We start from the raw sequence: 10,439 nt of genomic DNA, 5'->3' as shown, positions 1-10,439 counted from the left end.
CAGTCGGTTAGAATGCCGGCCTGTCACGCCGGAGGTCGCGGGTTCGAGTCCCGTCCGGTCCGCCATTTTATGCCTGTGTTGAGAAGCAGGTAAGCAGAGTAAAAAATTTGGGTGATTAGCTCAGCTGGGAGAGCATCTGCCTTACAAGCAGAGGGTCGGCGGTTCGATCCCGTCATCACCCACCAACTAGAAACTAGTATCTGGATACTAGAAACTAGATAGCGGACCGGTAGTTCAGTCGGTTAGAATGCCGGCCTGTCACGCCGGAGGTCGCGGGTTCGAGTCCCGTCCGGTCCGCCATATACCTTAACCCTTACGATACCTGTCGTAAGGGTTTTGTCGTTTATAGGACCTGTAAACAAAGGGTTAAACACATGATGCTGTGGTTTGTGGCCTTTCGTTTTTAAAGCTAATTTCCCCGTTTTTCTTACTTTTCTCTCTCCTCTCTGAAAAGCTGTGGTCTGAGCCCTTCCGAGAAATCAGGTTTGAGTACCAATAACATGACCTACGGTAATAATATCTGCAATGGCCAGCTTGGTGATCTTTTTAAAGTCCATCTTGAACTGATTGGAATATTCCAGGCTATACATCACTTACCTTGCCATCAGTCAGCTCATTCATTAAGGCACTGACAGATTCGGCGCTGTGGCCTTTGCCTTCATCAAGTTCTTTCATTGCCGCCACCGAGGTTTTATTGGGCTGCTGAACTCGCACTTCAAACGGGATGCCACCGTGATTGATGACCGCCTTGGCAAAGAGCTTAATGGCCTGAGAAGTACTTAAACCAATGGCTTCGCAGATATTAGTAAAGGCAGCCTTGGTATCGTGATCGATACGGGCGCTGAGCATTTCCTGCCTCATTTTTCACTCTCCATAAGTTAAATATGTCTTACATTGTTATACATTGTACGACAAGTTATAGAAGGATATCGGAGATATTCAAGTGCAGTGGATGCCGCTTCCCTGGTTAAAGAAAAGGAAATCCGATGGCCATTAACAATAACGATGACAGCCTGATCGAAAGCGCGAAGGCCAATGGGCTGGAACCGTTCGAATTTTTGATAAGTGCAAGCTTTGATAGAGCCGCATCTTCAGTAAATATATCGGTAGTCGTTTGATTAAATTCGCTTTGGTTAGCTACTTAATATCCTGTTGATTGGCTTCATTCCTCTGACGGATAAACGACGCTTTGATGGAAGCTGCTTCAAATCATCAATGCTACACCGACCATCAGCCTCTGGTTCATCTGCAAGGATCGGTAGAGCGAGTTACTTTCCATAGCGAAGCCAGCGGATTCTTTGTGATATTGCCTGAAAAGTTTGGACTCGATTAGGTTAAAGTAGAAAGCACGTCATGACTCGTCAATCAGCGCTGATGGAATAGGTGTCATAAGTTTCTGATAGCGTATCATGGAAGCCCCAGCCCATATCATGAGTATCTCTTAAGATGCTACGCAAACGGTCATCAAAATCATGAAAGAGATCTTCTTTGACAATGAATTTGATGGCGCTTTCATACATGCTTTCCATACTGCAATAAAAAGGTTCATCAATGTCGCCATACTCTTGGGTGCACCAGACGCCAGATTCCACAAATGTGAGCATGATGTCGGCAAGGCCAGCATTAGAACAGGATATTTTTTTGTAGTCTGAGATCGCTTTCCTGGCAACGGATGCTCTCATGGAGGGGAATTGCCTACGCCCCGATGGGATGTATTCATCCCTGACGATCTTTTTGTATTTTTCCAACACTGCGGAATCGTCATTAAAGAATGAGGCTTGGTAGAACTCTTTTATGTTGGCAAATTTCTTATAGAGATGGGCAATTTCTTCGACCAATTCATTCTGGTTCTTTTTCCTTAACTGTTTCTTCAGTTCAGTCAATGTTGGCTTTTTGGACATTTGTATAATCGCTCATTAAGAGACAGGCCAATGTTAGGGTGGTGACTTATAGCCTTATGAATGGTCAATTTCAACCACTTCTGGTCTGATGGATAAGTCAATGTTTGATGAGCTGCTGGCCAGCGTCCAGGAGCTGGATGATATTCGAGAACGAAAAAGCCAGCTGCAAGAGTGACTGGGTTTCCAGAGGTTGAAGTAAGAGCGATTCTTGAGAAGTTAGGGTTGAGTCAGGCGAAGTTTGCCTTGCTGATAGGTGTCAGCAAAAGACTCTGGAAAACTGGGAGCAAGGGCGTCGGCAGCCAATGGGGCCAGCCAAAGCACTGCTGAGAATTTTTGCGGTAGATCCGAAGGGGACTTTGAAAGCACTGCATGGATAGTTTCAAGGTACAATGGTTCTGTTAATGTTGGTTATCAAAACATTCCGCAGCCTTTTCCCTCGCCACCGCCATACACCTTGACCCTTACGATGTCTGTCGTGAGGGTTTTGTCGTTTATAGGATCTGTAAACAAAGGGTTAACAGCACCCCGATGGAGTTTTCACACTCCCCACAAACAAGCTATTTTCCCCTGTTTTTACCGTTTTCTCTATCCTCTTAGAAAAAGTGGAGGAATTGGCCCTTCGAGTCCTCCACTTTTTTTGTATTTCAATATCAGTAAGTTAGGTTACAATTTGCCGGAGGTCGCGATGGAGGTTTCAGTTCTCTCATTTGGTAGGCTCTCGGGACTGCGGGCGAACTTTTATACGTTTTTTTGTGGAGTTTGTGCAGAACCTCTCTGGTTATATCGGTAAATATTAATAATGAAAACGATTGGATTGATTGGTGGGATGAGTTGGGAGTCAACTCTAAGCTACTACAAGGGAATTAATGAAGGCGTTAAGACGTCTCTTGGGGGGTTACATTCAGCCAAGGTTGCCCTCTACAGTGTCGATTTCGCTGAAATTGAGAAGCTTCAGCACCAGGGTGAGTGGGATAAAACAGCAGAGATTCTGTCCGCTGCGGCTCGTTCTGTTGAAGCAGGTGGGGCTGATTTCTTTTTAATTTGCACTAACACCATGCATAAAGTGGCAGAGGCTGTTGAAAAATCCGTTGCCATTCCTCTGGTGCATATTGCTGATGCAACCGGCGAGCTTCTTGTCAAAGATGGTATAAAACGGGTTGGTTTATTGGGCACTCGCTTCACCATGGAGCAAGCGTTTTATAAAAATCGCTTGTCGGACAAGTTTGGTATAGACGTTGTTATTCCGGATGAAACTGAACAGGAGGTAGTCCATCAGGTCATTTACACGGAACTCTGTCTTGGACAGATCAACAACGCTTCCCGCAACCAATATTTGAAGATCATTAGCAGTCTGCATAACCAAGGGGCTGAGGCAGTAATTCTCGGTTGTACTGAAATTGCCTTGTTGGTTCAACAGACCCATACGACCATACCACTGTATGACACAACAGAAATACATACCCAGAAGGCAGTGAAGTTAGCGATTGTTGAATAAAATAAACGGGTGGTAAATCGTAGACCGCTTCGGAAGTGCGTATGCCGGAGCATTGCTGGAAGAAATAGCGCCTCATCAATCGCTTGATGAGGCTTCAGGGGCTATGCTTGCAAGTTTGCTGAAATGCTCTCGCTGTTCGGTCCAAACGGAAGATCAGGTTAGAACGGCGTTATTTGATCTGCTGACAAAGGAGGATGACGTATTGGATAACACGTTAACTCCCAATCAGCAGAATCAAGCGATTAAGCCCTTGTTTGATACCCGGGTTGTTTCCCGGAAACGTAACAGCGCATTGTCTCCAGTACCCGGTTGACGTTACGGATTTTGAAAGAAGTCAATAAGACCCAGTTGAAACTGGAAATAACGTCGGGCTATCGCCACGGCTGCGCCATGATGCACCGACAGGCCATACTGGCCACTGAATTTTGTCCGCCCTATCACCGACGTGTAAGCCGGGTTGATCCTGGCCAACCGCCAGACGTTGCTCTTAGGTTTTGCCATAGGTGTGACAGGGAATGGTCCATTTGTTCAGCGGGTTACCGTAGCGGTCAATCAACGCCAGGGCCTGGTGGTCGGAGTTGATATCAAGACCCATCGCACTGGCTTCCGGGCGGGTACACGGATGACCTCGTATCGCAGCCGTTGTCACCAGCAACCGCCAGCCTTTCTCATCACGGGCAAACCGAAAGGACAGTGCTTGGACATAGTGTTTATAAAGGTCTCCAAACTGATCCGACCGGCCTTTAAGCCCAACGTCTGCCCTTCCGTTTTTTAAGCTATTTCCAGAACACTCTTTAAAGAGCTGGAAGCACTCCAGCAAACACTTAACACCAAGGATTCAGCAACTCCCAAACATCAATTAGTGCATCCTTGCATTGTGTGCTTTAAATTTCTGGGCAGTCCGTGGCCATGCCAGCTCAGAAATCAGACCAGATTACATGGGAGCGTCCAAGTGGAAGTTTCAGGTGGCTGATCCTGCTCGCCCTCGTGTTTTTTCTCCATATAAAACTCTTGCCAGGGACCATCAGGATAGCCAAGGTCCTTAAAATATTTTCGTGTATAACTATCATTTCTATCCAATTGACTCTCATAGTCTTCCAATGCTTTGGCCTGATCATCTTTTAACTGCTGTGCATAGATTAACCTCTTGACATTACCATCCGATTCTAGGAAAACTCTGCGCTTATCAAGCAATACCTCCTTAATCAGGTCAGCTGGAGTCTTCCCGTCATTATCCAGCTGCAACAGTGTTGACCTTCCAGTGCCGTCCAGCTGATTTTCCAGCAGATACTCAAAGACCTTCGGATGTTGCTGCTGTGTAGCGAGATGCAGCAGACTGCTCTGGCTGTTTGTGCTGTGCATCAGATGGTCGTCGTAGTAAACCTGGCGAAAATCTCGCCTGAGACAGTCACAAAGCTCGGACACCACGTCCAGGCTACCATTCGCGGCGGCCAAGCTTAGTAAGCTATCGCCGGTATTATTTACCGTATTATTGATTTTTCCAGCAGCTGACAGTTCGTGAATTAATATAAAAGCACCCTCATTCCAGCTGTTTAACAGGGCAAAATGCAAAGGAGTGTCAGCGTTCATGGCAGGTATACTCTTACCATCCTTTGTAGTAATTGCCAGTTCGTCCACATCAATTGCGGAGGTGCATTGATCAATGATGTCCGAACATTGAGGGTCAGCAAGTACTGCCTCAAGCAGCACCTTATCCTTTGCCAGGCAGGCAATGTGGAGCGGAGTAAGCTGATGGGGAAGGTTCCAGCTATCCACCAGACGACCATTGGGGGTAAGTAGTTCGGCAGCAACATCCTTGGCATTGTCAAGAAACGTCCCTACCTCTGCTGACTTCAGAAACTTGCTCGCCGCCTCTGTGAACTCAGGCACCGCTGATGCCTTATCAGATTCATACATGGGGCCCAGGACATTCTCCGGGGGCAGATTAATTACACCACCAGTACCATTCATAATATGCTCCTGTGTTAACTTATCAGTTGGAGCAGGTTCCCGGTAGAAAGTTCCCTTCAATCGTTTTTCTCGTTTTTCTTACTTTTCTCTCCTCTGTGAATGAGTCTTTGTCTGATGGCTTTCTCGAGCTGGTGGAGATGATGAGCCATCCACTTTGGGCTGATCCCGATATTCAGGCCATAGAAAACGCAGACGTATAGGGTGCTTAAAATTTTGACTGAGTATCATTGAAAATCAGCAATTACGCAAAATTGCAATGTTACTCGCGGATAAGTCGGCTGTGCTTAGTAATTGTCCTGAAATAATTTCTACATTTCCCCAGTCAGGGCAATGGCAAAGTTATACCACATGGGATATACGACTTGGGCAAAAACAAGTCAGTGGTTCATTTAAATACCAGTAAAGACACGTCTGAATTTTCTTGTGAGTGCATTGCTCTCTGGTGGCTTGAGCATGGACAGAAAGACTATCCAAATGAAGATGAGATATTAATTATGTGTGATGGTGGCGGTAGTAATAGTTCATCGTCGTACCTGTTCAAAGAGGATTTGCAAGCACTCTCCGATCGATTGAATTTAAAAAATCGTATTGCACATTATCCACCCTATTGCACATTATCCACCCTATTGCTCAAAGTACAATCCAATTGAACATCTTGTATTTCCTCATGAGAAGAGCCAGCAGTGGTGTACCTCTGGAAAGTATCGAGACAGCAAAGCACTATATTGAGAAAACTGAAACGACGACAGGGTTGAAAGTAGTCGTGAAAATAATCGATACGGTCTTTGAAAAAGGGCGTAAATACGCCGCTGATTTCAAAGAGAGGATGAGCATTCAATTTGATAAATTTCTGCCAAAATGGAATTACACTGCTGTACCAGGTGGAAAATGAAATGTCGATTTTATTTCGGGACAATTACTAAAGGGAAATTCCGCTTGGTCAGGCATTGCTATGGATAAAGCCATCCCTTGGGTGGAAGAGAAAAATAACATCCAACTGTCTGACTCCCAGAAAGGGGCCATTGGACTGGCGGTTCAGAATAAGTTTTGCATTATCACCGGTGGTCCCGGTGTGGGCAAAACGACGGTGGTTTACAGCATTCTGAAGATTTGATTGAGTAATGTGGCGTTACAGGAAGCATTGAACCCAAATGCGCTACCACGGGTTACCCGGTATGGCTGGACCTATGCACCGGGGGATAAGGTGATTCAAACCGTTAATAACTATGACAAGGAAGTGTTCAATGGCGACATTGGTCAAGTAAAAAGCATTGATATTGAAGAGGGCGAGCTGATGATTGAGTTTGATGGGCGGGAGGTGCTTTACCCTGTCAATGAGTTGGATGAAGTCTCCTTGGCTTATGCCACGACCATCCATAAAACTCAGGGTTCGGAATATCCTTGTGTGGTGATACCCATGGCCATGCAGCACTTCACTCTGCTGGAACGTCATCTGCTCTACACCGGAGTGACTCGGGGGAAGCAAATGGTGGTGCTGGTTGGGCAGCCCAAGGCGGTGGGGATGGCGGCCCGAACTCGCAAATCAAACTACCGGTTGACTAATCTTCAGACTCGATTGGGTTAAAGTAGAAAGCACGCAATGACTCGTCAATCAGACCAGATTACATGGGAACGTCCAAGTGGAAGTTTCAGGTGACTGAGCCTGCTTACCCTCGTGTTTATTCTCCATATAAAACTCTTGCCAGGGACCATCAGGATAGCCAAGGTCCTTAAAATATTTTCGTGTATAACTATCATTTCTATCCAATTGACTCTTATAGTCTTCCAATGCTTTGGCCTGATCATCTTTTAGCTGCTTTGCATAGATTAACCTCTTGACATTACCATCCGATTCCAGGGCAACTCTGCGAATATCAAGCAGTACCTCCTTAATCAGGTCAGCTGGCGTCTTCCCGTCATTATTCAGCTGCAACAGTGTTGACCTCCACTGCTGTTCAACTGATTTTCCAGCAGATACTCAAAGACCTTCGGATTTTGCTGCTGTGTAGCGAGATGCAGCAGACTGCTCTGGCTGTTTGTGCTGTGCATCAGATAGTCGTCAAAGTAAACCAGGCTAAACTCTCGCCTGAGACAGTTACAAAGCTCGGACACCACATCCAGACTGCCATAGGCGGCGGCCAGGCTTAGTAAACTACTGCCGGTATTATTTACCGTATTATTGATTTTTCCAGCAGCTGACAGTTCGTGAATTAATTTTAAAGCACCCTCATCCCAGCCGTTATACAGGGCAAAATGCAAAGGAGTGTCACCGTTCATGGCAGGCATTTTCTTATCATCCTTTGTAATTGCCAGTTCGTCTACATCAATTGCGGAGGTGCATTGATCGATGATCTTCCAACATTGAGGGTCAGCAAGTGCTGCCTTAAACAGCACCCTATCCTTTGCCAGGCAGGCAATGTGGAGCGGAGTAAGCTGATGGGGAAGGTTCCAGCTATCAACCAGACGATCATCGGGGGTAAGCAGCTCGGCGGCAACGGCCCTGGCGTTGTTAAGAAACGTTCCTACCTCTGCTGACTTCAGAAACTTGCTCGCCGACTCAGTGAACTCAGGCACCGCTGATGCCTTATCAGATTCATACATGGAACCCAGGATATTCTCCGGGGGCAGATTAATTACACCACCAGTACCATTCATAATATGCTCCAGTGCTAACTTATCAATTGGAGCAGGTTCCCGGTAGAAAGTTCCCTTCAGTCGTTTTTCTCGTTTTTCTTATATTTCTCTCCTCTGTGAATGAGTCTTTGGCTGATGGTTGTCTCAAACTGGTGGAGATGATGAACCATCGACTTTGGGCTGATCCCGATATTCAGGCCATAGAAAAAGCAGTCGTATAGGCCGCTTAAAATTTTAGAGTTAGTATCTGGTCGATTTTGTCAGTTTTGCTGCAGAGCCATAAATAATATGGTGTATTCCTCTGTGTGCTTGAAGAGATTGCTTTGCATGAGAAATGGCCTGTTTTAGTGTAAAAAATTATGAATTTATGAGAAATATGCCAATCTTTAGGAGAAAATATCACCTAAAGACTTTATTATGCTTTTGCGATTCTCTGTTGAAAACTATCGATCCTTCAGGGACAGGGTGGAGCTATCCATGGTTCCAAGCCGGGTTCGCACCCATTCTGGTCATGTTATCCCGCCTGGCAATCCAAAAGATATTGGTGCCCTGAAAGCAGCTGTCATCTATGGGGCCAATGCTTCAGGCAAGTCTAATTTGATCAAGGCTATGCATTTTGCCCGATTGATGATTGTCCAGGGTAGCCCGCAGGGGAAAAATCTAAACTATGACCCATTCCTGCTGGATAAGGATTGCTCTCAAAAACCATCACGTTTTGAGTTTGAGATCAAATGTGGCAAGAATAATTATGCTTATGGCTTTATGGCAGATAGCAAGTTTATTCAGGAAGAATGGCTGTACAAAATAGATAAAAAGGGTGAGTCCCCTGTGTTTGTTCGAACAAATGAACATAGTATTTCGTTTCCTGCCCTTAAGTTTAAGAGCAAGTACGATGAACAGTTTTTATCATTCACTGCCAAAGCGACTCCCGGACACCGGCTGTTTTTGTTTGAGTGTCAGGATCGTAATGTGACCAAGGCATTAGATTACATTAAGCCTTTAACGGAGGTTAATGATTGGTTTCATCATCGACTCAATATTGTTTTTCCTGATTCAAAGTATCATGGTCTGGAAATGGCCGTTCATTCTGATGATACCGTTAGTAGTCTTCTGGCAAGTGTACTCAGAAGCTTCGATACAGGTATCAATGATCTGTCATTGAAACAGGTCGATTTGATCAAAGATGTCTATGATATTCCTGACCATATTAAACAGGATATTATGGCAACCTTAGAAGCTGGTGAGGCCTCTTTGGTGTCAACCCCTGATAGTACCCTGTATCAGATTCTTAAAAATCAGAATGGTGAAATCAATACGTTTAAACTGATGACATCACATAAGAATCATCAAGGTGAATCTGTCGATTTTGATATCAATCAGGAGTCTGATGGCTGTCAACGTATTTTAGATATTGCCCCCGGATTATTGGAGCTCTTTTCGCAAGAAAAGGTTTATGTAATAGACGAAATAGATAGAAGTTTGCACTCAGAAATAACGATGGCGATTCTGAGTCAATTTCTATCATTAACCACTGGTCGACATAGCCAGCTGATTGTCACAACTCATGAGTCTAACCTTCTGGATGTGGGCCTCATACGACGGGATGAGATATGGTTCGCACAAAAAAGCTCAGCGGGCATATCCAGTTTGTACTCGTTGGAAGAGTACCAGTCCAGACCGGACAAAGATATTCGGAAAGATTATCTGGTAGGGCGTTTGGGCGGTGTCCCTGTAATTAAAGATGGCTTAAATAATCTGGTCAAAGGTATAAATAATGGCTAGAGAACCCTGCCCATTCACACGTATTCGAGGTGTTCGTGATCCATCCTTAATCGTCATTGCCTGCGAAGGTGCAGCAACTGAGCCGGTCTATTTTCAGGGTGTGGCTGACAAGTCTGATGCGCTTGGTTCACGTCTCAAACTGAAGGTTTTACCGCCTCGGGAGGGTAATCTCAGCGCTCCCAGGTATGTTTTGCAGCAGATGAATACGTACAAGAAGTAATTCGGTATTGGTACTCACGACGAACTTTGTCTGGTGATTGATCGTGATCAGCAGGCATGGGAGGAGAAAGCCATTTCTGAAATTGCAAAGGCCTGCGATCATAAGCAGTACCTTTTGGCATTAAGCAATCCTGCATTTGATCTCTGGCTTCTTCTGCACCATTTGGATGTGTATGCATTGGCGCAAGATGAACAGGAACAGCTATATGCCAATAAAAAAAGTGCTCTTAAACGAAAGATAAAGGAATATGTTCGGTCCTATCAGTCTTCAGCACCAAATATTGATGATTTTTGGGATCTGACAGAGCAGGCAATAATATATGCAAAAAAATTGGATGAAGATCCAACATCACGCTGGCCTAACGGATTGGGAACGCGAGTCTACTTAATTTTAGAGAAGATCCTTTTGGCCAAAGAGAGGTTAGCATAAGAGTTTT

The 10,439-nt window shown here is 45.1% G+C and carries 15 protein-coding genes, 2 tRNA genes and 1 pseudogene; 11 read left to right on the top strand and 7 right to left on the bottom strand.

All coding sequences use genetic code 11. The features are described 5' to 3' along the window. The first annotated feature begins 109 nt into the window (after positions 1–109). Positions 110–185: transfer RNA gene (locus ACO6VE_RS19535), tRNA-Val, on the top strand. Positions 186–223: 38 nt separating this feature from the next. Continuing rightward, a tRNA-Asp gene (locus tag ACO6VE_RS19530) sits at positions 224–300 on the top strand. Positions 301–582: 282 nt separating this feature from the next. On the opposite strand, the gene ACO6VE_RS19525 is transcribed toward ACO6VE_RS19530, so the two are convergent. Continuing rightward, a complete protein-coding gene (locus ACO6VE_RS19525; protein WP_422451080.1) occupies positions 583–861 on the bottom strand; it encodes a type II toxin-antitoxin system RelB/DinJ family antitoxin in 279 nt (92 codons plus the stop codon). A gap of 125 nt (positions 862–986) precedes the next feature. On the opposite strand from ACO6VE_RS19525, the gene ACO6VE_RS19520 reads away from it, so the two are divergent. After that, the gene (locus ACO6VE_RS19520; RefSeq protein ID WP_422451082.1) at positions 987–1,118 is read left to right on the top strand and encodes a transposase domain-containing protein; all 132 of its coding nucleotides are present in this window, start codon (positions 987–989) and stop codon (positions 1,116–1,118) included. Between the two features lie 243 nt (positions 1,119–1,361). Here the strand turns inward: ACO6VE_RS19520 and ACO6VE_RS19515 are convergent, their stop codons facing one another. Further along, positions 1,362–1,901: a DUF6155 family protein gene (locus ACO6VE_RS19515; RefSeq protein ID WP_422451084.1), complete on the bottom strand. Its 540-nt coding sequence runs from the start codon at positions 1,899–1,901 to the stop codon at positions 1,362–1,364. Positions 1,902–2,700: 799 nt separating this feature from the next. Here ACO6VE_RS19515 and ACO6VE_RS19510 point away from each other — a divergent pair. Beyond that, on the top strand, positions 2,701–3,396 hold the full coding sequence (locus tag ACO6VE_RS19510) for an aspartate/glutamate racemase family protein (RefSeq protein ID WP_422451086.1): 696 nt from the start codon (positions 2,701–2,703) through the stop codon (positions 3,394–3,396). Between the two features lie 315 nt (positions 3,397–3,711). Here ACO6VE_RS19510 and ACO6VE_RS19505 read toward each other — a convergent pair whose 3' ends face one another. From ACO6VE_RS19505 to ACO6VE_RS19495, 3 genes are all read right to left on the bottom strand, one after another. Continuing rightward, positions 3,712–3,897, bottom strand: coding sequence for a hypothetical protein (locus ACO6VE_RS19505; RefSeq protein ID WP_422451087.1), 186 nt, complete (start codon positions 3,895–3,897; stop codon positions 3,712–3,714). Then, positions 3,884–4,216 (bottom strand): hypothetical protein, encoded by a 333-nt coding sequence (locus ACO6VE_RS19500; protein ID WP_422462971.1) that lies wholly within the window; start codon positions 4,214–4,216, stop codon positions 3,884–3,886. The genes ACO6VE_RS19505 and ACO6VE_RS19500 overlap by 14 nt, the downstream gene beginning before the upstream one ends. Before the next feature lie 104 nt (positions 4,217–4,320). After that, entirely contained in the window at positions 4,321–5,367 is a 1,047-nt protein-coding gene (locus tag ACO6VE_RS19495; protein ID WP_422451091.1) for an ankyrin repeat domain-containing protein, read from the bottom strand. 326 nt (positions 5,368–5,693) lie between these two features. On the opposite strand from ACO6VE_RS19495, the pseudogene ACO6VE_RS19490 reads away from it, so the two are divergent. The 4 genes and pseudogenes from ACO6VE_RS19490 to ACO6VE_RS19475 all read left to right on the top strand — a co-directional run. Continuing rightward, positions 5,694–6,017, top strand: a pseudogene (locus tag ACO6VE_RS19490) (ISAzo13-like element transposase-related protein); the annotation flags it as partial. A gap of 17 nt (positions 6,018–6,034) precedes the next feature. Beyond that, on the top strand, positions 6,035–6,259 hold the full coding sequence (locus ACO6VE_RS19485) for an ISAzo13-like element transposase-related protein (RefSeq protein WP_422462969.1): 225 nt from the start codon (positions 6,035–6,037) through the stop codon (positions 6,257–6,259). Between the two features lie 60 nt (positions 6,260–6,319). Continuing rightward, positions 6,320–6,481 (top strand): AAA family ATPase, encoded by a 162-nt coding sequence (locus ACO6VE_RS19480; RefSeq protein ID WP_422451093.1) that lies wholly within the window; start codon positions 6,320–6,322, stop codon positions 6,479–6,481. A gap of 9 nt (positions 6,482–6,490) precedes the next feature. After that, positions 6,491–6,952 carry an ATP-dependent DNA helicase gene (locus ACO6VE_RS19475; protein WP_422451127.1) on the top strand — a complete coding sequence of 154 codons (462 nt, stop codon included), beginning with the start codon at positions 6,491–6,493 and terminating at the stop codon, positions 6,950–6,952. Between the two features lie 27 nt (positions 6,953–6,979). Here the strand turns inward: ACO6VE_RS19475 and ACO6VE_RS19470 are convergent, their stop codons facing one another. Continuing rightward, a complete protein-coding gene (locus ACO6VE_RS19470; RefSeq protein ID WP_422451094.1) occupies positions 6,980–7,300 on the bottom strand; it encodes a hypothetical protein in 321 nt (106 codons plus the stop codon). Next, the gene (locus ACO6VE_RS19465; protein WP_422462967.1) at positions 7,291–8,022 is read right to left on the bottom strand and encodes an ankyrin repeat domain-containing protein; all 732 of its coding nucleotides are present in this window, start codon (positions 8,020–8,022) and stop codon (positions 7,291–7,293) included. Before ACO6VE_RS19465 ends, ACO6VE_RS19470 begins: the two co-directional genes overlap by 10 nt. A 396-nt stretch (positions 8,023–8,418) precedes the next feature. On the opposite strand from ACO6VE_RS19465, the gene ACO6VE_RS19460 reads away from it, so the two are divergent. Genes ACO6VE_RS19460 through ACO6VE_RS19450 form a run of 3 tightly spaced genes read left to right on the top strand, consistent with a single transcriptional unit; the run spans position 8,419 to position 10,432 of the window. Beyond that, complete coding sequence (locus ACO6VE_RS19460) at positions 8,419–9,783, top strand: AAA family ATPase (RefSeq protein WP_422462965.1); 1,365 nt, start codon at positions 8,419–8,421, stop codon at positions 9,781–9,783. Further along, on the top strand, positions 9,776–10,003 hold the full coding sequence (locus ACO6VE_RS19455; protein ID WP_422462963.1) for a hypothetical protein: 228 nt from the start codon (positions 9,776–9,778) through the stop codon (positions 10,001–10,003). Before ACO6VE_RS19460 ends, ACO6VE_RS19455 begins: the two co-directional genes overlap by 8 nt. A gap of 6 nt (positions 10,004–10,009) precedes the next feature. Beyond that, the gene (locus ACO6VE_RS19450) at positions 10,010–10,432 is read left to right on the top strand and encodes an RloB domain-containing protein (protein WP_422462975.1); all 423 of its coding nucleotides are present in this window, start codon (positions 10,010–10,012) and stop codon (positions 10,430–10,432) included. Positions 10,433–10,439 lie beyond the last annotated feature (7 nt).

This window comes from Endozoicomonas sp. ALB115 (assembly GCF_049310245.1).
Taxonomy (GTDB): domain Bacteria; phylum Pseudomonadota; class Gammaproteobacteria; order Pseudomonadales; family Endozoicomonadaceae; genus Endozoicomonas.
This window is presented reverse-complemented; position numbering and strand designations above follow the sequence as displayed.

Bases quoted from the DNA above. Each gene is read 5' to 3' on its own strand.
- ACO6VE_RS19480 (WP_422451093.1), top strand. From the start codon at position 6,320: ATGGATAAAGCCATCCCTTGGGTGGAAGAGAAAAATAACATCCAACTG.
- ACO6VE_RS19510 (WP_422451086.1), top strand. From the start codon at position 2,701: ATGAAAACGATTGGATTGATTGGTGGGATGAGTTGGGAGTCAACTCTA.
- ACO6VE_RS19460 (WP_422462965.1), top strand. From the start codon at position 8,419: ATGCTTTTGCGATTCTCTGTTGAAAACTATCGATCCTTCAGGGACAGG.
- ACO6VE_RS19495 (WP_422451091.1), bottom strand. From the start codon at position 5,367: ATGAATGGTACTGGTGGTGTAATTAATCTGCCCCCGGAGAATGTCCTG.
- ACO6VE_RS19515 (WP_422451084.1), bottom strand. From the start codon at position 1,901: ATGTCCAAAAAGCCAACATTGACTGAACTGAAGAAACAGTTAAGGAAA.
- ACO6VE_RS19455 (WP_422462963.1), top strand. From the start codon at position 9,776: ATGGCTAGAGAACCCTGCCCATTCACACGTATTCGAGGTGTTCGTGAT.
- ACO6VE_RS19520 (WP_422451082.1), top strand. From the start codon at position 987: ATGGCCATTAACAATAACGATGACAGCCTGATCGAAAGCGCGAAGGCC.
- ACO6VE_RS19465 (WP_422462967.1), bottom strand. From the start codon at position 8,022: ATGAATGGTACTGGTGGTGTAATTAATCTGCCCCCGGAGAATATCCTG.
- ACO6VE_RS19505 (WP_422451087.1), bottom strand. From the start codon at position 3,897: ATGGCAAAACCTAAGAGCAACGTCTGGCGGTTGGCCAGGATCAACCCG.
- ACO6VE_RS19525 (WP_422451080.1), bottom strand. From the start codon at position 861: ATGAGGCAGGAAATGCTCAGCGCCCGTATCGATCACGATACCAAGGCT.
- ACO6VE_RS19485 (WP_422462969.1), top strand. From the start codon at position 6,035: ATGAGAAGAGCCAGCAGTGGTGTACCTCTGGAAAGTATCGAGACAGCA.